We start from the raw sequence: 23,933 nt of genomic DNA on the forward strand, positions 1-23,933 counted from the left end.
GAGGATCTCGATGGTCTGGCTTCATGAGATTTTTCGTCAATCGCCCGAAATTGCCTTGTTCCTGTCGCTTGCCGGTGGCTATGCCATCGGCAAGGTTCAGTTCGGCAAATTCCAGCTCGGCGGCGTTGCCGGATCGCTGCTTGTAGCGGTGCTGATAAGCCAGGTCGGCGTCTCCGTCGACAATGGCGTAAAATCCGTGCTCTTCGCGCTGTTCATCTATGCCGTGGGCTTTGAAAGCGGCCCGCAATTCTTCCGCTCGCTCGGCCGGCAATCGCTGCGCGAAATCGCTATGGCCGTGGTGCTTGCTCTCAGCGGGTTGCTGACCGTCATCGTGCTGGCTCGGATGTTTGGGCTCGACAAAGGCCTCGCCGCCGGTATCGCGGCGGGCGGCCTTACGCAATCGGCCATCATCGGCACGGCCTCCGCCGCCATCGGCAAGCTCGGCCTTGCCGCCGATGAAGTCCAGCGCCTGCAAGGCAATGTCGCCGTCGGCTACGCGGTAACCTACATCTTCGGTTCGTTCGGCGCGATCATTGTTTGCGTCAACATTCTGCCGAAGTTCATGGGCCGCAGTATTCGTGATGATGCGATGAAGGCCGAGGCCGAACTGCTCGCCGGCGCGCAGGTCTTCGGTCCGGGCGAAGTACCCGCCGCGCCCGATCTCGTCGGCCGCATCTATCGGGTGACTACGGCAGCTGGAAAGACAATTGCCCAGATCGAAGGGCCGACGACCAAGGACGCGCCGATGACCATCGAACGCGTCAAGCGCGCCGGCGCGCTTATTGGTGTCCAGCCTGACCTCCGGCTTGCATCCGGCGATGTAATCCTGGTCGTCGGCCGGCGTGCGGGCGTGGTGTCTTCAGCACAAGGCATCGGTCCCGAGCTTCAATCGTCGGACGGCATGGACCTTGTCATCGTGACCCGCGATATAACGATCAACAGCCCGGCGCTGGTCGGCAAGACCGTCGCGGAAATCAGGGCGGCAACCGCCGATGACCTGCGTCACGGCATCTATGTCACCGGGATCAAGCGCGCCGACAAGCCGCTGCCGCTATTGCCTGACACGCGCATCGAAACCGGCGACGTGGCCAGCCTTTACGGCACTGACCAGGATTTGCAGAGAGTGGCCAAATCCATCGGCACGGTCATCGTCCCCAGCGACAAGACCGATTTCGTCTTCCACGGCCTTGGCATCGTTGCCGGCCTGCTGATCGGCCTCGCCGTGATCCGCATTGGCTCGATTCCTCTGACGCTTGGAAGCGGCGGCGGTGCCCTGCTCTCCGGTCTTCTGTTCGGCTGGTATCGCAGCCGCAACCTTGCCATCGGTAACATGCCGACCGCGGCGTCGACTCTGCTGCGCGACCTTGGTCTGGCAGGCTTCGTTGCGGTGGTCGGACTTCAATCCGGCCTGCAGGCAGTGCAAACCATCGCCACAAGCGGTCTTTCAATTTTTCTCATCGGCGTGGTCGTGACCATCCTGCCGCTGCTGATCACCATGGTCTTTGGCCGTTATGTCCTCAAATATGACAATACGGCGATCTTTGCCGGTGCGCTGTCCGGCTCGCGCAGTGCCAATCCTGCCTTCGGCGAAATCCTCGACAAGGCAGGCAATACGATACCGACGACCCCCTTCGCCATCACCTATGCCCTTGCCAATGTATTCCTGACCCTGCTCGGCCCTTTGGTCGTGGCATTTGCCTGAGGAGAGTTCCATGTCCCGCACAGACTACAGCCAATATGCCAAGCTTAGCCCGTTCGAACTCAAGGATGCGTTGATCCAGGTTGCCTCCAGCAAGGAAAACCGCCTCATTCTTAATGCAGGACGTGGTAACCCGAACTTTCTCGCCACCCTGCCGCGACGCGCCTTTTTCCGCCTCGGGCTCTTTGCCGTTGCCGAAGCCGAACTCTCATTCTCGTATATGGAGAACGGTGTCGGCGGCCTGCCGAAAATCGCGGGTATCGAGGGGCGCTTTGCCCGCTATGTCGACGAACATCGCGATCAGCCCGGGGTAGTGTTTCTTGGGCGGGCTTTGAGCTATGTCCGCGACCAGCTCGGGCTCAATGCATCGGACTTTTTGCATGAAGCTGTGGAGGGGATTCTCGGCTGCAATTATCCCGTACCGCCGCGCATGCTTCGCGTCAGCGAGGAAATCGTGAAGCACTATATCGTCAAGGAGATGATCGGCGGCTTCATCAGTTCGGACGACATCGACCTTTTCGCGGTCGAGGGCGGCACCGCGGCGATGACCTATATCTTCAACTCGCTGAAGCAGAACAAGCTGATATCGGCCGGCGACAAGGTGGCAATCGGCATGCCCGCCTTCACGCCCTACATCGAAATTCCCGAGCTCAAAGAATACGACCTGAAGCAGGTTCATATAAACGCCGATCCTACTCAGGAATGGCAATATCCCGATAAGGAGATCGACAAGCTTCTCGACAAGGACATCAAGATCTTCTTCTGCATCAATCCGAGCAATCCCCCCTCGGTGAAGATGGATGATCGCAGCCTCGAACGCATCACGAAGATGGTCGCGGAGAAGCGGCCGGACTTGATGATCCTTACCGATGACGTCTACGGGACCTTCGCCGACGACTTCAAGTCGCTGTTTGCGACCTGCCCCGCCAATACGCTTCTTGTCTATTCCTTCTCGAAGTATTTCGGCGCAACGGGATGGCGGCTAGGCGTCATCGCAACGCAGCGCGAAAATATCTTCGACGCCAAGCTCAAGGGCCTCTCCAAGTCAGACCGTAAGGAACTGGACGAGCGTTATTCGACGCTTGTTCCGGACGTATCGAAGCTGAAATTCCTCGACCGGGTGGTTGCGGACAGCCGGGCGGTTGCCCTCAACCACACAGCCGGACTTTCCACACCGCAGCAGGTACAGATGGTGCTGTTTTCGCTGTTTGCCCTGATGGACGAGAGCGACGGCTACAAGGCAGAGTTGAAGAAGCTCATCCGCCGCCGTGAGGCTGCGCTCTACCGCGAACTCGGGCTGCCGCCGGAACACGACGTCAATGCCGTCGATTACTATACGCTGCTTGATCTAGAACATATTGCCCGCAAGCTCTATGGAGATGCATTCGCCGACTGGGTGAAGAAAAATGTGGCGCCGACCGAGCTCCTGTTCCGGATTGCCAGCGACACCGGGATTGTACTCCTGCCCGGTAGCGGCTTCGGTACCCTGCATCCTTCGGGGCGCGCCTCGCTCGCCAATCTCAACGAGTTCGAATACGCGAATATCGGGCGGTCCTTGCGCAAATTGGCCGACCAGATTTATGAGGATTATAAAGGCAAGAAGAAGGGTTGAGCTAGCCGGTCCTGTATCAGCATCCTCGGGGCCAATCCCGAGGACTGTAATGAGCTGCGATCAACCCCGTACGCGCACGGAGAGCGTGGTTCCCTTCTTTCCGGTGGATATATCGAGCAGTCCGTTGAAGGGTCGCAGTCGCGCCTCCATTCCGGAGAGTCCGACGCCGATCGTATTGCGATTTCTGCGCTCTATGCCGATGCCGTCATCCTTCACGGTCAAAGACAGCATCGGGTATGCATCGCTGCCCTGGCGCACAAGCCTGATCGTGGCGTGGCTTGCGCGTGCATGGCGGTAGATATTTGTTAGCGCCTCCTGGACAATGCGAAATATCGCAAGCTCGACGCCGGCGGGCGGCCGCTTCGTGCCAATTTCGGGCGCCACACGCAGCTCGATCTCAAGACCGCTCCGCTCCTCGAAACCGACGACGAGCAGTTCGAGAGCATTGGGCAGCCCGGACTCGTCAAGCATCGGCGGGTGAAGCAGGTAGGACAGCGTTCGCAATTCCTCATTGCTTTGCATGATCAATGCGGCGGCGCGGTGCAGTGCCCGCGACGTGTCATCGTCAGTCTCCGAAACGCGGGAACGGGCGCTGTCGAGTTCCATCGCCGCGCCGATCAGATGCTGACCGGTTGAATCGTGCAGATCGCGCGCAATCGAACGTCGCTCCTCATCCTGAGAGACTAGCACCCGCTCGCTCACCTCACGAAGCGACTCGTTGGAATGGAGCAGCGCTATCGAATTGCGCCGCGCCATCCATGCGGTCGCCATGAATGCTGCAAGGGCGGTCGCGAGAACCGCGCCATAGACGAAAACCGATTGCCACCAGCCGTTCAGCAATTTGCCTTCATCGATGGCGTAGCTCACGTAAAACGGAAACGCCTCAACCTTTCGGTAAGCCACCAGCCGGTTCGTCTGGTCACTTGCAGACACGCTGTTTACCACCCCTGCGGCCGGATTGGCTCCCACGGCAGACGCGAACCACAAGGGCGCCTGGTTGCCGCCTTGGGCAAAGGGGACATTGACGATGACCCTGCCATCGTTCCGCAGGAGCTGGGCAACATCGGACGGCGAAGCCGCCCCGTTGAACAGGTTGGAAAAATACTCGAGCGGCATGGTGATCAATATCAAGCCGTCGAACAAGCCATCCTGCCGGTGCAGGGCCTTGCTCATGGTCAGCGAGAGTTTGCCATGGACCCTGCCTATGAGCGGCTCGCCAATGAATGTCTCGCTCAAGGGATTATCGTGCAGGTAGCGGTAATAATCGCGATCGGTGACGCTGAACGACTTGGCCGGAAAGCCCTCACTATAGGCGACGAGCGAACCTTCCCTGTTGACGAGGGCAATGACGCCAGAATGCTTCAGGAATTGCTTTTGATCGGCGAGAAGGCTTGCCACTTTCGGCGACGCCACGATGTCGCTCCAGGGCATCGGATCGATTTCAGAAGAAATGTTGCGCAAGACCATTTCATTGGCTTCGAGGATCTTGCTGACATAGGCTTCAAGCAGCGCCGTCTTCTGGCGCAACTGAACCGTCGATTCGGTGATCATCCTGTCCCTGCTCTCACCGACGCCGATAATGAAAACGAGAATGATCGCGGCGACGCTGAGGAAGAGGAGAAGTCCGTAAGGCAGCAGCTCCAGCGGACGCGAATGCGAGCGGACGCTGCCGCTCAGCGCTTTGCCGGCGGGCGCCATCAGGCCAAGGCGGCGCAGGAGTGCAGGAAGTCCCGCAAGCGCCCATCGATCACCACTTCTGCGCAGAATGCTCAACACCAGTCCCCAGTCACCACGTCCGCCACAGCGGATCCGCCCTGTTATACTGCAATTCTATCAAGTAAAAAGGAAAGTAATTACGAATGTAATTGCCCATCATTGTTACACATTTTCCCGCCATACGCATCGGGAATTCTCCTAATCGCCATGCGCAATGCCTGGGTCAGGGGATTTCGGGTTGTCAAAAGCGAAGAATGAAATACGCTGGATGCCATGATCAAGATTGCAGGAGCCCCTTTGACCGGACCAAAGCTACGAGCCCTACCCGTGACGATCTTCCGGCGCTATTCGGTGGCGGAGCTTTGGGCAGATGGCGTTGTGCACGTTCTGGGCACCACTCTCGCCATTGTCGGATCGATCATACTCCTGACGATCGTGCTCGGTCAGTCGGCGATCGGCACCTCGGCCGCGACCGCCATCTATGTCGGAACACTCGTGCTTTCGATGGTCCTGTCAGCCACCTACAACATCTGGCCGGAATCGCCGATCAAGTACTTGCTGCGCCGTTTCGATCATTCGGCGATCTATCTCCTGATTGCCGGCACTTATACGCCCTTCATGGCGAAGTCTGGTACATGGTGGCTGCTCGCAGGCGTCTGGGCCACGGCCGTGGTCGGTGTCGTCCTTAAGCTGGTGATGCCAGGACGCTTTGATCGCCTCGCCATCGGGCTCTATCTCTTGCTTGGATGGAGCGGGGTTTCCGCTTATCACCAGCTTGAAGGGGCCTTGTCAGCATCAGTGCTGTGGCTGATCCTCGCTGGCGGCATTGTCTATTCCTGCGGCGTCATCTTTCACGTGCTCGAACGCCTGCCGTTTCACAATGCGATATGGCACGGCTTCGTCCTCACCGCGGCTGGCATCCACTTTGCGGCCGTCTATTCAGTCGTCGTCTGAAAAATTCTACTGCGTATCGACCGTCGGCTGATCCTGCCCGCTTATTGGTGCGGTGAAAGGCATCGTGAACACCTGTCCGCCAATTCCGGCCGCAAGATCGGTGGAAAACGACAATGGCATGCAGGCCTGGATCGCTTCGATTGCTGAACCAACGAACTTTTGCCGCGCCTTGTCATCGCCATCGACAGCGATGTTCGTCGGCTTCGGCGGACCAATCAACGTTCCATCACGCTTGAAGCTGAAGCTGAGCGTTACCGTGCCCTTCCAATCCGAGGCCGGCTTCCAGCAGGCGGCAATCGCCTGGCCGACGTCATCCATCGTCTGCAGCGGTTCGGCGGAGGCCTTGCTTGTCGATATGGCAGCCGCGGCGAAGAAAATTGCCGCGGCAATGGCCTGCGTTTTCATGACGGTACCTCCAACAACATGCGGCGCACAGGTGCGGCCGGGCCAAATCATAGCGCAAAAGGCTGCGATAACAACAAGATGTCGGAGAAATTCGAGCCGCACGTGGAAGTGCGGCTCGCCTTGGGCAATGCGTTAGAGCCCGTTCGCCTTGAGGATCGCAGGTGCGTTTTCCTTGGTGATCGTTTCCGTTCCAAGCACGATCTTCTTCTCGACCTTTTCACCCGCGAGAACCTTCAAGGCTTGGCGCAGTCCTTCAGCACCCGGCGTCGGATAGAGGAATGTCGCAGCCAGTTCGCCCTTATTCACCCATTGGACGCCCTCATTGGGCAACCCATCGACTCCGAGGAAAAGGATATTCTTTTCGCGGCCCGCATCCTTGGCGGCAAGGTAGGCGCCATAGGCCATTGGGTCGTTGTGGCCGTAGACCATGGTAATATCTTCATGGTTGCGCAGGGCGGTCGCCATGATGTTGTAGGCCTGATCCTGTTTCCAGTCGCCCGATTGCTTGTCGAGCAAATATTTGATGCCGGGTTCCGCATCCGTATATTTGTGGAAGCCGTCGCTGCGATCATGGCTTGCCTGCGTGCCCAGCCCGCCCCAGATTTCGACGACGGTGCCCTTGGCCTTGCCCTTGCCGCCGAGGAGTTCCACGGCATGTTTGCCGGCCGCCTCGCCGATCACAACATTGTCGCCGCCGATCCATTGCGTATATTTTTCGGTATCGACGTTGCGATCGAGAACGATGACGGGAATGCCTGCGTCCATCGCTTTTTCGACGACGCCGGTAAGGCCGGCGGATTCCTTTGGCGAGATCAGGATGGCGTCAACCTCCTGGCGGATGAAGTTTTCGACGTCAGCGACCTGCTTTTCCGTCTTGTCCTGGCCGTCGGCAACCAGAAGCTCAACATTGGCGTGTTTCTTGGCCTCTGCTTCGAGGTCCTTGTTGAACTGGACACGCCATGGCTCGACGGTGGTCACCTGGCTGAAGCCGATGACGTATTTATCCTTGGCTTCAGCCAGGGATACGTGGAAGGCGACTGGAGCGATCAGGGCCGTCGCGAGGGCCCAGGTGGCAAACTGCCTGCGGGTAATCTTCATTCTCTCTCTCCCTTTGTGGTTATGCGTATTATTCGCCGTGCCGGCCTGTCTCCGTCTGCTGGCTGGACACGGATCTCTCGGGTGCGTCGCGCACCTTGAGCTGAGAAAGGAAGAACATCCAACCACTTGAGCGGCGTTCCTGCAGCAGGACCGCGACAATGATGATGATGCCCTTCAAGACGAGCTGGGTATTGCTGTCGATATTGTTGAGCTGGAGGATATTGCTAAGGAAACCAAAAATGAGTACGCCAACGAGCGTGCCGATCATCGATCCGCGGCCGCCCATGAGGCTGGTCCCGCCGATGACAACGGCAGCGATCGCATCGAGCTCGAGGCCCATGCCGGCATCGGGTTTGCCCTGGCGGTATTGTGCGACGTAGAGGATGCCTGCCAGCGCTGCAAGATAGCCCGAAATCGCGTAGACGGTGATCTTGACGCGCCAGACCGGGACACCGGCAAGCCGGGCCGCTTCCTCATTGCCGCCGATCGCATAGACATAGCGGCCGAACTTCGTAAATCTGAGAATGATCCAGAAGAGCAGTATGACGCCCGCAAAAATGACGCCGGGTACCGGAATGATGCCGAAGATGAGCGCCCGCAGCGCCTCGAAATCCTCGGTGGCATTGCTTCCCGTATAGACCGGCCAAACGGCCGTGTTCTGGCCAGCAGTCAGGCGGGCAATGCCGAGGCCGGCGACCATCATGGCGAGCGTAACGATGAAGGGTTGTAGCCTGCCGCCGACGATCACGACACCGTTGATTGCCCCGAGCATCAGGCCAACAGCGGGCACGACAAGCAGAACAAGCAGGACGCTGGCCTTGCTTGCGGAACTGGACGCGACCAGGGCGGCGACGACAAACGCGGCGGCCAAGGCAGCAACCAGTGCGATCTTGGAGAGTCCGGGAACCGCTCCGGTTTGTGTTGCGCGCCGCTGCACCTTGATAGCAAACGATACGACGCCGAGGACGACAAGGAACGCCAGGAGAAACACAGCGGGAACACCGAGCAGATAGGCGGAAGACCAGCCCTCATTGGTCAGGAGCATCGCGCAGACCACGGAGCCCAGTGCAAGCACCGACCCGACCGAAAGGTCGATACCGGCGATAAGGATCACAAGCGTCATGCCGACAGCGGTGATGCCGGTCACGGAAATTTGCCGGAAAACGTCGGAAAGGTTGCCGAAGGACAGGAAGATGTTGTGTCCCTTCGATGAGACGGGCGAGGACAGAACGCCGACTGCAAACAGCAATGCGAGGCCCCAATAGAGCTTCGTCGCCTTTACGATCCCCTTCAGCCATTCCATGGTGTTCGATGATGCCATTGCCCGCTCGCCTGTATCGGTCATGCCGCTGCTCCGGTCAGGGCATTGCCCTGCGGCGTTGCAAGCTCCATGACCCGTTCTTCTGAAAATTCCTGGGCGTCGATGACGCCTGTCGCCCTGCCCTCGCACATGACAAGAATGCGATTCGACAGCGAAAGCAGTTCCGGAAGCTCCGAACTTACCATCACGATGGCAACCCCGGATTCCGCCAGTTTTTTGAGAAGATCGTAAATCTCCTCCTTCGCGCCGACGTCGATGCCACGCGTCGGCTCGTCGAGCAGCACGACCCGCGGTCGCGTCTCCAGCCATTTGCCGAGTACGATCTTCTGCTGGTTGCCGCCGCTGAGTTCATCGATGCCCTGGTCTGGCCCCTGACAGCGCACGCGCATGGCCGAGATGATGCGACCCGCAACCGTGTCTTCGCGGGCCTTGCTGATCCAGCCAAGCGGCGCAAGCCAGGGCAGCGAAGGGAGCACCGCGTTGGAGCGGATGTCGGCGTGAAGCAGCAGACCCGTCCCTTTGCGGTCTTCGGTCAGGAAGGCGATGCCGTTGCCGACGGAACGGCGCGGGTTTAGCGACTGCGCCGCCTGCCTGGTACCGCCGCGTTCTATCGTACCCGACCGTTTTCCGATGGCAGCGCCGAAAATGAGTTCCAGCACTTCGGTACGGCCCGAGCCCAGGAGCCCGCCTATCCCGAGTATCTCGCCCTCGTGAAGATCGAAGCCTACATCATTGACAACGCTGTGTATCCGGCCGCGCGAGTTCGGTCTTTCGAGCCCGAGATTGCGCACCGAAAGTACAATCGGCCGCTCCGATACGGAAGCTGCAGCAAGCTGCTTCTTCACGTCCCGGCCCACCATCATGCGAATAACGTCGCGTTCGCTGATCTCGCCCGAGCGGCGGGTTGCGATAAAATTGCCGTCGCGCAGGACCGTGATCTTGTCGGCAAGTGCAAAGACCTCGCTCATCCGGTGCGAAATGTAGACGATGGCGACGCCTTGCCGGGCAAGATCGCGCACGAAACTCGCAAGCCTTTGTGCCTCGGCTTCCGACAGGGCCGATGTAGGTTCGTCCAGCACCAGCACATCGGCATTGAGCGAAAGGGCGCGTGCTATCTCGACCAATTGCTGCTCGCCCACCCGCAGGTTCTCGATATCGGCGCGCGGGTCGATATCGATACCGAAGCGCGTCAGGATTTCGGCGCTGCGTCTTTCAATCTCGGCATAGTCGATGAAGAGGCCGGCTTTCAGAGGTTCGCGGCCAAGGAAGATGTTCTCCGAGACGCTTAAAGTGGGGATGAGGTTGAGTTCCTGATGGATGATGGCGATGCCGTTGCGCTCCGCCTCCTTCGGCGTTGCAAAATCGACCGGCTCGCCGCGAACTTCCATGTGTCCGCCGCTGCGCCGATGCACGCCGCTCAAAATCTTGACAAGTGTCGACTTGCCCGCACCGTTCTCGCCCATGATTGCATGGATTTCTCCAGCATGGATATCGAGGTCGATACGGCGCAGGGCAACCACGTGAGCGAAGGTCTTGCTGATCCCGCGCAGCGACACAATTGGAGGCTGGCTGTCCAAATGCTCCTCCCAAAACATTCTTCCCCGTTGGTATGTAACATGTTAGATGTTGGCACGGGAGTCAATTGCTGGAACCACTGGTTTCAGCGAACAATGGGGGGAGTTTCGACCGTGCAGATTCGCTCTGCGAGCAGGGACTTCAAGCAACAGAAGGTCGTCGCCGTCACACGCAAGGACCAGGTCTATACGATATTACGGCAGGCGATCATTTCATCGCAGCTCGCGCCGGGAGAAGCTATCCGCAAGGAAGTGATCGCAGCGCAGCTCGGCGTCTCCCGTACCCCCGTCAGTGATGCGATCAACCGGCTCGCCGATGAAGGACTGGTTGAGATTTATCCGCAGACCGGCACGTTCGTCGCGCGCCTGTGGCTCGAGAAAATCGAAACGGCGCAATTCGTCCGTGTCGCACTCGAAACCGCCGCAATACGCCGGGCAACGGAGCAGCTGACGCCGGAAACGCTTGAGCGGATGCAGCAGAACCTCGAGCAGCAGCGCCACGCCGCGGCCCACCGGGAATTCGAACACTTCTATGAACTCGATGAGGCGTTGCACGACATGGTCAGCGATGCGGCTGGATTGGTGGGCCTGCGCGAGATCGCTTCGCGTGAGCGCAGCCAGATCGACCGGGTGCGACGTCTGCTTCTCCATTACGAAGCGCGGATGGCGGAAACGCTCGTCGAACACGAGGCAATCATTGCGGCGATTGCCGACAGGGATGCCGATCGGGCGGCAAAGACCATGGAAACACATATTTCCCAGATGGGCCGCATGTTGCTGCATCTGCGCGACAAGCGACCGGAATTGTTCAAAAGCTAGAAAAGTCCTGCTCAAACAGGACAGGCTCTAGTCGTGCAGCTTGCGGTCGATGGCAGCACCAAGTTCGAAACCACGGAAACGCGCCGTAAATCCTGCCCGCTCCGGCGAACAGGCCATCATTCCGACCGAGGCGTCGGCATCGGAAAACGGGGCAAGGCGCGCCATCTGCCAAGGCGCATCGTTGAGGCAGAATTGCACGCGGACCGCCGAACCGTGCCGGGTCAATTGCACCGCAACCTCATCGTCGGGACCTGCATAGGGCAATGGAAAGACCGACCAGTCCGACTGGCGATTGGTGACGACGACGCTGAAATGCATCTGCCCGTCCGTAAACTCGATGCCTGTCTTGATCCAATTTTCCGGATCAATCCGCAGCAGCAGCCCGGCCTGATCATAAAGTTTGCGGTAGTCGCCCTTGAACCTGACCCGCGCGGTGAAATCGCCTGCCACCGGTGTCAGGTAAGCATGACCGTTGTCTCGCTTGAAACCATAGAATGTCTCTTGCCAGAAATCGGTCTGCAGATCGGTGGTAAGTTGCAGTTCTGCGGCATCGCCGCGATGCACCGCGGGTTCATTCAGCCAGGTAAATTGCCTGCTCATTCGTCTCTCCGCGCGGGTGATCAGGCGAAGACGTGCGCCTGACCGATCAAATTGATCTGAACATGGCTGCCCACAGGCGGCAAGTCCAGCCGCGCACTTTTGACCATCAGCGGCGCTGTGTCTTTCCCGAGCGACAGCGCGATCAAGCTGGACGGACCGTTGAAATCGATCCACAAAATGGTCCCCTGGCAAGGTTGCGCGCCGTTGGACAAGGAGAGGACCACCTGTTCCGGACGCAGCATGATGCGGCCCTTGCCGCGATAGGAACTCGATACCTCGACGCGACCGAGTTCGCACTCGGCCCATCCATCATCAATCTCCGCCGGCAGGATGATCGCATCGCCAAAGAACGAGGCGATGCCGGGATCGGACGGCTTCATGTAGAGGTCGCGCGGCGGTCCCGACTGGAGCAATTTCCCTTCGCGCAGAATCGCCACCTGATCGGCAAATGACAGCGCCTCCGCCTGATCATGCGTAACCAGAATGGCCGTGATCTTCTCCGCCCGCAGCAACTCGGCAACGGACGTGCGGATGGCCTCGCGCAAGCCGGTGTCGAGCGCCGAAAAAGGTTCGTCGAGCAGCATCAGCTTGGGCTGGCGGGCCAGGGCACGCGCCAGGGCGACGCGCTGTTGCTGGCCGCCAGAGAGTTGGTGCGGCCGCCGGTCGCCCATTTCCCGCGCGAGTTCCACCATGTCCATCAGCGCCAATATGCGCCGATCGCGGTGGGGCGCCTTTCGGTCCAGCCCGAAACCGATATTGTCCGAAACCGTCAGATGGGGAAACAGCGCTCCATCCTGCGCGACAATGCCGATGCTGCGCTTGTACGGGGGTGTGGCGGCCCTGCCCTCGGCCAGCAACTCTCCATCCAGCACAAGCTGGCCCGCATCCGGTACCTCGAAGCCAGCGATCAAGCGCAGCAGCGTTGTCTTGCCCGACCCCGACGGTCCAACGATGGCCGTGCGACTGCCGGCAACGACGTCGATGCTGACATTTTCGAGGGCTGTGACACGCCCATAACGTTTGGTGACGGTCTTTACTGAAAGAAAAGTCATTGTCCGGTCATTCGCTTGGATTGTGTGTAGAGCAGCAAAGTCATGGGCAGTGACAACAGAACCATCAACAATGCGTAAGGCGCAGCGGCAACGTAGTCAATCTCACTGGTCAGGGACCAGAATTGCGTTGCGAGCGTGCGCGTCCCGTTGGGCGACAGCATCAACGTGGCGGTCAGTTCATTGGTTATGCCCAATGCAACGAGCGCCATGCTGGCGGCAAAACCCGGCGCGGCGAGCCGCATGGTGATCTGCGCCACGGCGTTGATCGGCGTGCGCCCCAGCGCCATCGCCGCCTGTTCGAGTTCGACGGGAACCTGGGCGATGCTGGCGCGCAATCCGACGAGGGATCGCGGCAGGAACAGGAGGGCGTAAGCGAGGAGCAGCGTTGCCAGAGTCTGGTAGAGCGGCAGGGCGACGCGGACCGTAATCGTGACCAATGCCAGGGCCACAACCACGCCGGGAAGCGATCCCACATAGTAATGGCACGACTCAAGAATACGCTGGATACGGCCGGGCGCGCGGACGGAGAGCCATGCCATCGGCAAGGTCACCGCCGTCGTCAGGGCTGCACCCGCGAGTGCGAACAGGATCGTTTGCCCAAGAGCGTTGCCGATAAGGTCGAGACGCCAGACGCCGGCGCCGCCAAGGATAAGCCAGCGGCCAAGCGTCGTGAACGGAACGCCGATTGCGAGTGCTGCGGTCAGCGCGCAAAGCAACATTCCCGGCACCGCCATCCAGCCGAGCGTCCGCTTGACGGGGACGCGGGCTGCGCCGGAGCCGACGCGGGCATAGCGCTCGTTGCCGCGAGCGAGGGCTTCAAGGCCAAGAAGGCCGAAGCAGCAGATGACCAGCACGCCGGCCAGTATGTTCGCGGCGGGACCGTTGAAGGCCGATTGGAACTGGTCGACGATCGCCGTGGTGAAGGTATCAAACCGGATCATCACATAGAGGCCGTACTCGGCAAGAAGATGCAGGCCGATCAGCAGCGAACCGCCGCAGATCGCAAGGCGCAGTTGCGGTAGCACCGCAAAGAAGAAAACGCGCCACGGACCATTGCCAAGCGAGGCCGCAGCATCCTCGATCGCCGGATCAAGGCGTCTGATCTGCGCCGAAACCGGAAGGTAGAGGAACGGAAAATAGGCGAGAACCGAAACGAGTACGCCGCCGAAGAGGCCTTGCAGCCCGGGGACGAGACTGACCCAGGCGTAGCTGTGGACGAAAGCGGGAACGGCGAGCGGCGCAACCGCCAGCCAGGACCAGAAACGGGCGCCGGGAAGGTCCGTCCGCTCGGTAAGCCATGCGAGCGTCACCGACAGAGCGATCGATATTGGAATGGTGAAGGCGAGCAGCAGAAGCGTATTGATCAACAATTCGCCGACGCGCGGCCGAAAAATCAATGCCGATACGGCTTCCCAACCGGTCTGAACGGCAATCCAGATGACAAACCCGACCGGTAGCAGCGAAAGCGCCGAAACTGCCGCCGCCGCAGCAAAAACCCACATGCGTGGCAGTCCGCGGCGGCGCACCAGGGGAAATGGGGCTTGCAGCAACAACGCGCCTGGCTGGTCTGACTGGCTTGGCGGCAATGGAGACATTGTTTTCTTCGTTATGGCGCAGACGCCTGCGCGCCCGCACGGAAATGAAACAGCACCCCGACATTGATGCCGGGGTGCCAGGACGACGCCTTATGAACGTGACTGACGTTTAGAGCAAGCCAGCCGCAGTCATCAAATCCGTCACCTTCTTGCTGTTCAGCTTCGAAGGTTCAACCTTGGGCGCATTCAGGTCCGCCAGCGGCACGAGAGCGGCATTCGATGCCTCATCCTTGCCCACGGCGTATTCGAACGAATTGCCGTCGCGCAAGACGGCCTGGCCGCCCTTGCCTGTGACCCACTTCAGGAAGGCCTGCGCCTGATCCTTGTTCTTGCTCGATGCGAGAACACCGCCACCGGAAATGCTGACGAACGCGCCGGGATCTTCGTTCTTGAAGAAGTGCAGGGCGACGTTCTTGCTGTTTTCGCCGGTCTTGGCCTGATCACCGTAATAATAGTAGTGGTAGATAATCGCGCCATCGACTTCGCCGGCATTGACACCCTTCATGGCAATGCTGTTGCCCTTATAGGGCTTGGCGTTTTCCTTCATGGCCTTGAGCCAGTCTTCCGTGACCTTTTCGCCCTTGAGTTCAAGCAAGGCGCTGACAATGGCCTGGAAATCGGCGCCGGCGGGCGCTGCGCCCCAGCGACCCTTCCAGCTTTCATCGGCAAGATCGACCATCGATTTCGGCAGCTTGTCTTCGGTCAGCTTGTTCTTGTCATAGGCAAAAACGGTGGAACGGGCAGCAACGCCGATCCAATTTCCATTGGCCGGCCGGTAGTTGTCCGGGACCTGCGCGAGGATATCGGCGTTGAGCGGTGCAAAGAGCTTCGAATTGTCGACGAGCGCCATGGCCGGCGAATTCTCGGTCAGGAAAACATCCGCCGGCGAAGCTGCACCTTCCTGTACGATCTGGTTGGCGAACTCCATGTCCTTGCCGTTGCGGATCGTAACCTTGACGCCGGTCTCCTTGGTAAATCCATCGGCCCAGGCCTGCGTAAGGCTCTCGTGCTGGGCATTGTAGACGGTGATCCCGTCCTCGGCGCGCCCCGACGCCACCATGGTCGCGCTTGCGACCCCGGCAGCAACGATCAGCGTACCGGCAAATTGCGAAAATGACTTCTTCATGGAAAATTCCCCTGTCAAAAGCATCCGGACCCCCGGATGTCCGTTCACTCGATAAACAATTATGATAAAACTCGTCAACTTAGACCAGTGACATTTATGTGAGCGAACGACTCATATTTTCAATTCTCATGCGTGTGCAAATATGATTGTCCTCATCGTTTCGGGAGTGGCCTGCGTATGTTAGACGGACGCGTTGAATTCACGAATGGAAGTCGCAATGCGTCGCTTTTTGCCTGATAATTTCACGCTGATGCTGGTCGGGGCCGTGATCCTGGCCTCGTTCTTTCCGATCAGCGGCGTAGCGGCGGATTATTTCGGCATCGCGACCAAGATAGCGATAGGCATACTGTTCTTCCTGCACGGCGCCCGCCTTTCACGCGATGTCGTCATTGCCGGCTTCCTGCACTGGAAACTGCACCTGACGATTCTCGCAGCGACCTTCGTCCTCTTTCCGCTGCTTGGTATTTGCGCCGGCATTCTGGTGCCAGCGATACTGCCGCCGGCGCTCTATTCCGGCATTCTTTTCCTGTGCGTGCTACCCTCGACGGTGCAATCGTCGATCGCATTCACCTCGATCGCCGGCGGCAACGTGCCCGCAGCCATCTGTTCCGCCTCTGCTTCGAACATTTTCGGCATGTTCCTGACGCCATTTCTGGTCGGCCTGCTCTTTTCGACGGCGGGCGGCCATGGCGGATTTTCGCTTGATGCGCTGCAGTCTATTCTCCTGCAATTGCTCGCGCCCTTTGTTCTCGGGCAGATCCTCCAGCCATTCATCGGCAATTTCATTCGCAGCCAGCGCAAGCTGCTGATGCCGTTCGATCGAGGGTCGATCCTGATGGTGGTCTACCTGGCGTTCAGCGAATCCGTGACCGAGGGCCTGTGGCATACGATCTCGATTCGTGACCTTGCCGTCGTGATCCTGCTCGACATTGCAATCCTTGCCATCGTCCTTGCGGTCACCATGTTCGGCAGCCGCTGGGCCGGATTTTCACGCGAGGACGAGATTGCAATAACTTTCTGCGGCTCGAAGAAGAGCCTTGCCAGCGGCATTCCCATCGCAACGGTCATTTTTGCCGGGCAAAGCATCGGCAGCATAGTCTTGCCGCTGATGCTGTTTCATCAGATCCAGCTGATGGTGTGCGCTGTCATTGCCCAGAAATATGCGGATGCCGGAAAGCGGGCCCGCGCGAAGGAAGCACATCCCGCCGCGCAGACCTGACGGAAAATCCAAGACTATTTGGGCTGGCGCGCCGCGATCGCCTGCATCAGCTTTGCGGCCAGCATGTCGTACTTCTCGTCATAGTGGTGGTCGCCCTGAAGTTCGATTTTCTCGACTGAGGCAAGCGATGGATCGTTGCACGCCGTATCGTCTTCCTCGGAACCGTAAACGCATAAAACCTTGTCGAGCGGCAGCTTGGCAACCGCGGGCGCAACCTCGTTGTCGCCGCCGAGCCCGAGCCATGCGCCGACCGACACCTGAAACGGCGTCGTCTCTTCCGTGCCGATCAGGCCGATCATCCGCACCCGGTCCTGCAATTGCTGGGGCATGGATGGCCATGAGAAGGGGATGGTGTTGGCGCCAAATGAATAGCCGAGGAGAACCACCGGCAGCTTGCCGGATGGATCGGCTTTCGCGACGATCCGGCCGATATCCTTGGCGATGTCCTCGGGCTTGCGCAGCGTCCAGAAATAGCGAAGCGAATCGACGCCAACGACATGAACGCCCTCCTTGGCAATGATGTCGCCGACCGACTTGTCGATATCGCGCCAGCCGCCATCGCCCGAGAAGAAGACGGCGAGATATTTAGGATCGCCGTTTGTTGCCGGCACGTCGATGATCGGCAGCGACTCAGCCGAAGCATCTTCCTTGGCGATTTCGACCGCCGCGTCCGCAGCGATCTGCAGCCGCTCGGGACGCGTTGCGCCGAGCTTTTCCTGCGCAAGGAAAAAGCCGGTGCTGGGTGGGCCCTTGGGGTCGGCATCCGGCTTCTCGCGCACGATCGTTGCCGGATTGGGCAGATCGGCATCGTAGGAGTAGCTGAAGCCGTCATTGCCCACGGCCTCATAATCGGCGCCCTCGCACGACGGAAGCTTGGTCTTGAGTCCGACCGAGGGATCGACAAGGACCGCGCCCGCCAGGGTTGCCGCCGGCGTATCGGCCACCGAGGCATAGGCCATCACGGCACCCTCGCCGATGCCAACGATCACCGGATGCATATAGGTATCGACAGCGATCATGCGCTGCGCCTCCTTGGCAATGCCTTCGAGGTCGGAGACGAAATAAGTGCAATCGCCGGTATCCTGATCGAGTTCCTTGCGCCACTTCTCAAGATCGACGGTCAAGACCAGAAAGTTGCGGTCGAGCAGGAGCTTGCTCAGCGCTTCGTCGTCGGCAGCCAAGCCACCTTTTTGCGAAACGACGATAGCGATACCCGACGGCTTGCCATCCGGCTGCAGCAACGGCACGTCCGTGAGCCGTTCGGACGAAACAAGAATGCGCTTGCCTCCGCCGCCAAACCCGAACCGCGGAAGGTAGTGAAGTGCTGCAGAAAGACCGATACTGACGATCAGCAATGCAAGAATGACGAGCAGGGTGCGCCTGCGCATGAATTTCATCGTTTAAAGACCTCAAAGGGGCTGCCGCTCACCAGATTCGTCGCATCAATGAGCGAGCGGGGCGTCGCGAGGCCCGGTGGGCAAATCAGGTAGTAGGGTGTCCATTTCGGGCCGAACTTATCCTTGAAAGCGCGCAATCCGTCAAATCGATAAAACTCGGCGCCGCGCCGGTAGATAAAGGAGCCGATTCGGTTCCATCGCGAGGCAAGATGGCTGTCGGATAAGCCCGACAATGGCGCCGCGCCAAGATTGAACCAATGATAGCCCTCGTTCTTTGCCGCCATCAGCAGATTGGCAAAGAGCCCATCCATGACGACGCTGGACGCATCCGGTACGTGGCGCATCAGGTCGACGGCAATTTCTTCCTTGTTGGCGCCGCGCCACATATTGGCGAATGCGACGATCTTGCCCTCCTTGCGCAGGACACCAACATCGAAATTGGCAAGATAGGCGTTTTCGAACGATCCAAGCGAAAACCGCTTCTCCGAACCGGATTTCATCTCGAGCCAAGCGTCCGAGACCTCGCGCAGCTCGTCCATGATGTCCGGCGTATTGTCCCTCGCAATGACGTCGAATGTTATGCCTTCTTTTTCGAGGCGGCGCGCCGCGTAGCGCAGCGGCTGCCGCTTCGAGCCCTCAAGCGAAAAGTCGGTCAGGTCTACGCGTGCAACTTCGCCAAGCTTCAGCGCCGTCAGGCCCATATCGAGGAAAAGTGGCAGCCTTTCAGGACCTACGCCATAGAACACCGTGCGCGATCCCGTTCGGTCGGCAAGACCGCGGAACGCCCAGGCGAGATCCGATATGACGGTCCCGTCGTTGCCCACGGGCTCGCCCATCGAGACGAGGCTGCCGCCAGAGCGGGCATACATGACAAAACCCCTGCCCTGCGGATCCATCAGGAACCGCTTGTCACCGAGCAGTGCCAGCGCATCGGAGGCACGCGGCGATGTGGCGACGACCTCGGGCACCTGATCGGGAATGGGCTGGGCCTTGAGCTTGCTGCGGCCGACGCCATTGATGACCGTGTTGATCGTGACGGCCGCAAGAATGGTGAGGACCAGCACCGTCGCCCGCAAGAACCGCGAGGCCTGAGCATCCCAGGCGAACTCCCACCAGAGCTCGTTGGCATATTCGACATGGTGATAGGCAAAGAATCCGAGCCAGATCACCGCAAAGGCCGTGGTCCCGATGCTGGCGAGCCAACCCCATGTGAGCGTGAAGCGTTCATTGAGCGGCCTGCGATAGAAGGAATCGCGGAACAGGAGCAGCGTTCCCGCCATCAAGGTCAATATGAGCGCTTCTTCCCAAGCGAGACTCTTTGTAAGCGCGAAGATCGCGCCAAGGCTGAACAGAATGAGGGCGAGAAACCAGGCGCGCCAGAGCCGCCGGGCCAGGCCGCGAGCAACGATGAGCAGCGCGAGGCCAACGAAGCTCGCGCCAAGATGCGACATTTCGAGAAACGGCATGGGCAGGATGTCTGCCAGCACTTCGAGGCGCGAGTGCAGGCCCGGAATCACGGCCGAAATCAGGAGAACGATGCCGCCAAGGAACGCGATGCCGGCTGAAAGCGGCGGTATCAGCGGCTCGAACATTCGCGCAGCCATCATCGTCGGCGCGGCGAGCAGATGGCGTTTGCGCAAAATCTCGGAAACGACGAAACCGGCGATCGCGATCAGAAAAGGGATAAGCGTATAAATCAGGCGGTAGGCGACCAGCGCGGCGATAGCGTCGGGATTCTGGCCAAGGCCAAGGCCGGCAATAATCGTCGCTTCGAAAGCGCCGATACCGCCTGGTGCATGGCTGACGATGCCGAGCGCGACTGCGACCACGTATACGAGCGCGAAGGCCGGAATGCTTCCAACCGAGCCCGCAGGCAGGAGAACGTAGAGCGTTGCAGCAGCGGCGGCGACATCGACAAGCCCGGCGATGATCTGCAGCAGCGCGCCCTGCGACGACGGGAGGCGCACCGACATGCGGCCGATCCGCAGCGTACGCTCGCGGCGCGAAAGCCAATAGAGGAGCACCGCGACGGCAATAAGAGTTCCCGTGCCAATCACCTGATCGACGATGGGGCCGAACGAGACCACCCAGGGAATGCGTGTCGGGTCGATAACGAGGGCAACGGCGATGAGAATCGTGAATGCGAACCAGATCGCCAGCCACGACGTGCCGATGATGCGACCGATATCGGCGATATCGATCCCCTCGGCGGCATAGACCCTGTAGCGCAACGCTCCGCCGGTCAGAAGCGAGAATCCGAGTGCGTTGGAAATGGCGTAACCGGCGCCGCCGGCCATGGCGGAAATGTGATACGGAACGCGTTTCGGCGCAATCGTCTCAACTGCAACAACGTCGTAAAGTGCAACGGCGGCAAAGCTGACGATCGTGAAAACAAGCGCGACCAGTAGCGTGCTTGTCGGAATGGCATGCAGCGACCGCTTCACGTCATGCAGCGAAATCTCGCTGGAAAAATGGGCGAGGACGAGCAGGCTAACGATGGCCACGCCAATGCCCAGCGCGGCGAACATCGCCGATCTGGCCTTCTTGCCCCACCAGGGAAGGCGAGACTTCGCGCGGGCTTCCAGCCTTTGCATCTGCTTTTCGTGGTCTGCCACAGCCGTCGTCATGGGTTATTCCAAAATCAGAATGGATCTGAAGGAAGCGAATTGCACCGTTTCAAGGTTGGCGCATTAGCCCTGCAATAATGGCGGGATTGAGCCCAGAATAAAGGCTAAATAATCTTTCATCTTCCGGTGGCCCGGATGACGATATGCGATCAGTTATTACAGTCTTACTGGGAGATCAATCTTGGATCATGCCGCGTCGAGCAATAGTTGCCGATGGCTCCCCGGCGCACGCACGCGGCCGACGGCCTTTCGCGGCGGGTTGAGACCCATTCCCTTGGCAATGGCGGTTGCTACCGAGTTGCTGTTTTGGATCAGGAAAGAGTAGCGCAGATCCAATTGCCGGATACGCTCGGCTACATCGAGTGCCGCCCGCCAGCGCGCAGCAATCGTCGCGTAGCTGCCCTCCAGCATCATCGTCGTGCGCGAAGTGGGCCGCACGTAAAATTCCGGGAAATAGACGAGATCGCGCTTGGCATAGTCGGTGACGACAGCAGTCAGCGCGCCGCCAATCGCGCAATAGTTGAAACTTCCATCCGGATTTGCGGCGCCACCGTTGATTTCAAACAACGGACGCCCGGCCTCATCTGTCCAGACCACAAAGTTGTGGCTGGCGATCCCGCCGAATCGCGGGATGGGATAGGAGCCAAACAGAATGCGGTGTTCCATCAAAATCGGTGCTCTGAGATACGAAATAGAAGAAGATGGATCTCAAATACCTCATTTATTTTCAAACACAAGGCCGCGACTCCTCACGGAAATGCGAGGGGATTTCGCTTAGCCGGCACATATTTGCCTAAGCTGCGCCAATAGCGTGGAAATCCCCGCAACGGCCCGCCACATTGCGCAAAAAATTATTTTCGCCGTCGCCATCGATCTCGGAAGAAACAAGTTCGGTTCGCTGGCAAAATTGTGTTGGGTTGCAGGCCGTCCTAGACGACCCGAACCTGAATTTCACCGATTCCATCAACGCCACCATGCATCTCATCGCCGCGTTGCACGGCGCCGACACCGGAGGGCGTGCCGGTAAAGATCAGGTCGCCCGGCTGCAGCGTAAATAGTGTCGAGAGGTAAGAAATCGTCTCCGGAACCTTCCAGATCATCTGGTCGAGGTCGCCGCGCTGGCGTTCGGTCCCGTTGACCTTCAACCAAATGGCTCCGGCGACCGGGTGGCCGATCGCCGTCGCCGGCACAATCGGCGAGCATGGCGCCGATGCCTCGAACGCCTTTCCGACCTCCCAGGGGCGGCCGAGCTTCTTGGCCTCGCCTTGCAAGTCACGCCGCGTCATGTCGAGCCCGACGGCATAGCCGTACACATGATCCAGCGCATATTCGACGCTGATGTCGGAGCCGCCCTTGGCAAGCGCCACAACGAGCTCCATTTCGAAGTGAACATCGTTGGTCGCTGTGGGATACGGAAAATCGCGCCCCTCGGTCAGGACACTATCAGGGTTCTTCTGGAAGAAGAATGGCGGCTCGCGGCTCGGGTCATGTCCCATTTCGATGGCGTGGTCAGCATAGTTGCGTCCGACACAGTATATCCGGTGAACCGGGAAAAGCTTGTCCAGACCGGCCACGGGCAATGCCGGTTGCGGAAGCGGGTCAAAAACAAAACGGGCTTCAAACATCTATTTGCCTCTTTCGGGTTTTACCGGTTGCGCCTTCTCACTCAGCGCCATGCGTACTATAGAGTCGAGACGCCCGCCTGATGCAACCCGGCATATGCAGCGGCATAATGCCCTTGGCAAGGATATTGCGCCTCCCATGCATCTTCGATTTGACTCGGCCCCAGCGTTTCATGGCGAGGACAGCGATGAAGCACTGCTTGAGCGGGTGCAGCGCGCCAGCTTCGGCTATTTCTGGGATGGCGCGCATCCCCATAGCGGCCTTGCCCGCGACAGGTCTGGCCGGACGGCCGATCCGAACAATGACCTCGTCTCGATAAGCGGCTCTGGCTTTGCATTCATGGCGATCATTGTCGCTCTCGAAAGCGGGTGGATCAAACGCCGGGATGCATTTGCCCGTTTCGATGCGATGGTATCGACCCTCGAGCAAGCGACGCGCTACCAGGGCGTCTATCCGCATTTCATCAACGGCCGCGACGGCTCCACCGTCCCCTTCTCGCGCCTCGACGACGGCGGCGATCTCGTCGAGACATCCTTGCTGTTTCAGGGGCTTATTTGCGTCCGCCAGTATCTCGCCTCGCAACATGCGGGGAGCTTCGACCTGAGGGCCCGGATCGATCGTCTCTGGCGCGCGGTCAACTGGAGAGCGCACGTAAAGCCCGGAACGAATGCGCTTTACTGGCATCACAGCCCGAAACATGGCTGGGCGCGCAATGTGCCGATCCGCGGCTGGAACGAAGCGCTGATTACCTATGTTCTCGCCGCCGCCTCCCCCGACTACGCGATCGAACCCCGGATTTACCACGAGGGCTTTGCTGGCAATGGCGCAATCGCCAACGGGCGCGAGTACTATGGAGTAACGCTGCCGCTGGGTCCGGACTATGGCGGCCCCCTATTCTTTGCCCATTACTCCTTCTGCGGCCTCGACCCGCGCGGTCTCAAGGATCGCTACGCCGACTACTGGGAACAGAACTGCAATCACACGCGTATCAACTATCTGCACAGCGTGGAAAAAACCCAATCCGACGATTGTTGGGGGCTAACCGCGAGCCACGCGCCCAAGGGTTACGCCGTCAGTTCACCGGCTTCCGACAGAGGTCTGATTGCACCGACAGCGGCCCTAAGCAGCCTCCCCTACACGCCCTACGAGTCGATGCGGGCGCTGCGCCATTTCATGACTTTGCCGCAAAGCCGGATTGCCGGACGTTTCGGGTTCGTCGATGCCTTTGCACCGGCGCGCAACTGGTATGCCCGCACTTATCTTGCGATCAATCAGGGGCCGATCGTCGCCATGATCGAGAACCACCGCAGCGGGCTGCTTTGGGAACTCTTCATGAGCGCGCCGGAAATCAGGGATGGGCTGTGCAAGCTTGGGTTTGTCAGCCCGCACGTGTCACAGGTGTAGGCCCGTTATGGCCCTTAATGCGCTACGAAAGTCGAGGAACGAAAACACACCTGAGGGATTGTTTTTAGTGGGGCAATTGACCATCTTCCGCT

General features: G+C 59.4%; 19 protein-coding genes. 6 read left to right on the forward strand and 13 right to left on the reverse strand.

Annotated features, from left to right (window positions below; genetic code table 11):
• The first annotated feature begins 10 nt into the window (after positions 1-10).
• A complete protein-coding gene (gene aspT / locus BM074_RS10635; protein ID WP_091921858.1) occupies positions 11-1,702 on the forward strand; it encodes an aspartate-alanine antiporter in 1,692 nt (563 codons plus the stop codon).
• A 10-nt stretch (positions 1,703-1,712) separates the two neighbouring features.
• On the forward strand, positions 1,713-3,311 hold the full coding sequence (locus BM074_RS10640; protein ID WP_091921860.1) for a bifunctional aspartate transaminase/aspartate 4-decarboxylase: 1,599 nt from the start codon (positions 1,713-1,715) through the stop codon (positions 3,309-3,311).
• A 60-nt stretch (positions 3,312-3,371) separates the two neighbouring features.
• On the opposite strand, the gene BM074_RS10645 is transcribed toward BM074_RS10640, so the two are convergent.
• Positions 3,372-5,084: a cache domain-containing sensor histidine kinase gene (locus BM074_RS10645; protein ID WP_027231596.1), complete on the reverse strand. Its 1,713-nt coding sequence runs from the start codon at positions 5,082-5,084 to the stop codon at positions 3,372-3,374.
• Positions 5,085-5,324: 240 nt separating this feature from the next.
• On the opposite strand from BM074_RS10645, the gene BM074_RS10650 reads away from it, so the two are divergent.
• Positions 5,325-5,981, forward strand: coding sequence for a PAQR family membrane homeostasis protein TrhA (locus BM074_RS10650; RefSeq protein ID WP_244532811.1), 657 nt, complete (start codon positions 5,325-5,327; stop codon positions 5,979-5,981).
• A gap of 6 nt (positions 5,982-5,987) precedes the next feature.
• Here BM074_RS10650 and BM074_RS10655 read toward each other — a convergent pair whose 3' ends face one another.
• From BM074_RS10655 to BM074_RS10670, 4 genes are all read right to left on the reverse strand, one after another.
• Positions 5,988-6,386 carry a hypothetical protein gene (locus BM074_RS10655; protein ID WP_091921863.1) on the reverse strand — a complete coding sequence of 133 codons (399 nt, stop codon included), beginning with the start codon at positions 6,384-6,386 and terminating at the stop codon, positions 5,988-5,990.
• A 132-nt stretch (positions 6,387-6,518) separates the two neighbouring features.
• Positions 6,519-7,484 carry a substrate-binding domain-containing protein gene (locus BM074_RS10660; protein WP_091921865.1) on the reverse strand — a complete coding sequence of 322 codons (966 nt, stop codon included), beginning with the start codon at positions 7,482-7,484 and terminating at the stop codon, positions 6,519-6,521.
• Positions 7,485-7,512: 28 nt separating this feature from the next.
• A complete protein-coding gene (locus tag BM074_RS10665) occupies positions 7,513-8,787 on the reverse strand; it encodes an ABC transporter permease (RefSeq protein WP_091922423.1) in 1,275 nt (424 codons plus the stop codon).
• A 38-nt stretch (positions 8,788-8,825) separates the two neighbouring features.
• Positions 8,826-10,400, reverse strand: a complete 1,575-nt coding sequence (locus tag BM074_RS10670) for a sugar ABC transporter ATP-binding protein (RefSeq protein ID WP_175498981.1) — start codon at positions 10,398-10,400, stop codon at positions 8,826-8,828.
• A 93-nt stretch (positions 10,401-10,493) separates the two neighbouring features.
• Between BM074_RS10670 and BM074_RS10675 the strand changes: the two genes are divergently transcribed.
• Positions 10,494-11,198 (forward strand): GntR family transcriptional regulator, encoded by a 705-nt coding sequence (locus tag BM074_RS10675; RefSeq protein ID WP_175498983.1) that lies wholly within the window; start codon positions 10,494-10,496, stop codon positions 11,196-11,198.
• A gap of 27 nt (positions 11,199-11,225) precedes the next feature.
• On the opposite strand, the gene BM074_RS10680 is transcribed toward BM074_RS10675, so the two are convergent.
• The 4 genes from BM074_RS10680 to BM074_RS10695 form a co-directional block, all read right to left on the reverse strand.
• Entirely contained in the window at positions 11,226-11,798 is a 573-nt protein-coding gene (locus BM074_RS10680; RefSeq protein ID WP_091921870.1) for a DUF1349 domain-containing protein, read from the reverse strand.
• Between the two features lie 20 nt (positions 11,799-11,818).
• Positions 11,819-12,850 (reverse strand): ABC transporter ATP-binding protein, encoded by a 1,032-nt coding sequence (locus tag BM074_RS10685; protein WP_091921871.1) that lies wholly within the window; start codon positions 12,848-12,850, stop codon positions 11,819-11,821.
• Complete coding sequence (locus tag BM074_RS10690) at positions 12,847-14,352, reverse strand: ABC transporter permease (RefSeq protein WP_244532840.1); 1,506 nt, start codon at positions 14,350-14,352, stop codon at positions 12,847-12,849. The genes BM074_RS10685 and BM074_RS10690 overlap by 4 nt, the downstream gene beginning before the upstream one ends.
• Before the next feature lie 202 nt (positions 14,353-14,554).
• On the reverse strand, positions 14,555-15,571 hold the full coding sequence (locus BM074_RS10695) for an iron ABC transporter substrate-binding protein (protein WP_091921873.1): 1,017 nt from the start codon (positions 15,569-15,571) through the stop codon (positions 14,555-14,557).
• A gap of 217 nt (positions 15,572-15,788) precedes the next feature.
• Here BM074_RS10695 and BM074_RS10700 point away from each other — a divergent pair, with 217 nt between their 5' ends.
• A complete protein-coding gene (locus BM074_RS10700; RefSeq protein ID WP_091922425.1) occupies positions 15,789-16,790 on the forward strand; it encodes a bile acid:sodium symporter family protein in 1,002 nt (333 codons plus the stop codon).
• 14 nt (positions 16,791-16,804) lie between these two features.
• Here BM074_RS10700 and BM074_RS10705 read toward each other — a convergent pair whose 3' ends face one another.
• The 4 genes from BM074_RS10705 to BM074_RS10720 all read right to left on the reverse strand — a co-directional run bounded on the left by BM074_RS10705 (position 16,805) and on the right by BM074_RS10720 (position 22,439).
• Positions 16,805-18,178, reverse strand: coding sequence for a virulence factor family protein (locus BM074_RS10705; protein ID WP_228018170.1), 1,374 nt, complete (start codon positions 18,176-18,178; stop codon positions 16,805-16,807).
• 5 nt (positions 18,179-18,183) lie between these two features.
• A complete protein-coding gene (mprF, locus tag BM074_RS10710) occupies positions 18,184-20,814 on the reverse strand; it encodes a bifunctional lysylphosphatidylglycerol flippase/synthetase MprF (RefSeq protein WP_091921877.1) in 2,631 nt (876 codons plus the stop codon).
• Between the two features lie 186 nt (positions 20,815-21,000).
• Complete coding sequence (locus tag BM074_RS10715; protein WP_091921878.1) at positions 21,001-21,480, reverse strand: hypothetical protein; 480 nt, start codon at positions 21,478-21,480, stop codon at positions 21,001-21,003.
• A gap of 263 nt (positions 21,481-21,743) precedes the next feature.
• Positions 21,744-22,439 carry a fumarylacetoacetate hydrolase family protein gene (locus BM074_RS10720; RefSeq protein ID WP_091921880.1) on the reverse strand — a complete coding sequence of 232 codons (696 nt, stop codon included), beginning with the start codon at positions 22,437-22,439 and terminating at the stop codon, positions 21,744-21,746.
• Between the two features lie 136 nt (positions 22,440-22,575).
• Here BM074_RS10720 and BM074_RS10725 point away from each other — a divergent pair, with 136 nt between their 5' ends.
• The gene (locus BM074_RS10725) at positions 22,576-23,841 is read left to right on the forward strand and encodes a glucoamylase family protein (RefSeq protein WP_091922426.1); all 1,266 of its coding nucleotides are present in this window, start codon (positions 22,576-22,578) and stop codon (positions 23,839-23,841) included.
• Positions 23,842-23,933 lie beyond the last annotated feature (92 nt).

Origin of the sequence: Phyllobacterium sp. CL33Tsu (assembly GCF_900113985.1) — a bacterium.
GTDB classification, from domain to species: Bacteria; Pseudomonadota; Alphaproteobacteria; order Rhizobiales; family Rhizobiaceae; genus Phyllobacterium; species Phyllobacterium pellucidum.

Bases quoted from the DNA above. Each gene is read 5' to 3' on its own strand.
- aspT (WP_091921858.1), top strand. From the start codon at position 11: ATGGTCTGGCTTCATGAGATTTTTCGTCAATCGCCCGAAATTGCCTTG.
- BM074_RS10640 (WP_091921860.1), top strand. From the start codon at position 1,713: ATGTCCCGCACAGACTACAGCCAATATGCCAAGCTTAGCCCGTTCGAA.
- BM074_RS10655 (WP_091921863.1), bottom strand. From the start codon at position 6,386: ATGAAAACGCAGGCCATTGCCGCGGCAATTTTCTTCGCCGCGGCTGCC.
- BM074_RS10660 (WP_091921865.1), bottom strand. From the start codon at position 7,484: ATGAAGATTACCCGCAGGCAGTTTGCCACCTGGGCCCTCGCGACGGCC.
- BM074_RS10665 (WP_091922423.1), bottom strand. From the start codon at position 8,787: ATGGAATGGCTGAAGGGGATCGTAAAGGCGACGAAGCTCTATTGGGGC.
- BM074_RS10670 (WP_175498981.1), bottom strand. From the start codon at position 10,400: ATGTTTTGGGAGGAGCATTTGGACAGCCAGCCTCCAATTGTGTCGCTG.
- BM074_RS10680 (WP_091921870.1), bottom strand. From the start codon at position 11,798: ATGAGCAGGCAATTTACCTGGCTGAATGAACCCGCGGTGCATCGCGGC.
- BM074_RS10685 (WP_091921871.1), bottom strand. From the start codon at position 12,850: ATGACTTTTCTTTCAGTAAAGACCGTCACCAAACGTTATGGGCGTGTC.
- BM074_RS10690 (WP_244532840.1), bottom strand. From the start codon at position 14,352: ATGTGGGTTTTTGCTGCGGCGGCGGCAGTTTCGGCGCTTTCGCTGCTA.
- BM074_RS10695 (WP_091921873.1), bottom strand. From the start codon at position 15,571: ATGAAGAAGTCATTTTCGCAATTTGCCGGTACGCTGATCGTTGCTGCC.
- BM074_RS10700 (WP_091922425.1), top strand. From the start codon at position 15,789: ATGCGTCGCTTTTTGCCTGATAATTTCACGCTGATGCTGGTCGGGGCC.
- BM074_RS10705 (WP_228018170.1), bottom strand. From the start codon at position 18,178: ATGCGCAGGCGCACCCTGCTCGTCATTCTTGCATTGCTGATCGTCAGT.
- mprF (WP_091921877.1), bottom strand. From the start codon at position 20,814: ATGACGACGGCTGTGGCAGACCACGAAAAGCAGATGCAAAGGCTGGAA.
- BM074_RS10715 (WP_091921878.1), bottom strand. From the start codon at position 21,480: ATGGAACACCGCATTCTGTTTGGCTCCTATCCCATCCCGCGATTCGGC.
- BM074_RS10720 (WP_091921880.1), bottom strand. From the start codon at position 22,439: ATGTTTGAAGCCCGTTTTGTTTTTGACCCGCTTCCGCAACCGGCATTG.
- BM074_RS10725 (WP_091922426.1), top strand. From the start codon at position 22,576: ATGCATCTTCGATTTGACTCGGCCCCAGCGTTTCATGGCGAGGACAGC.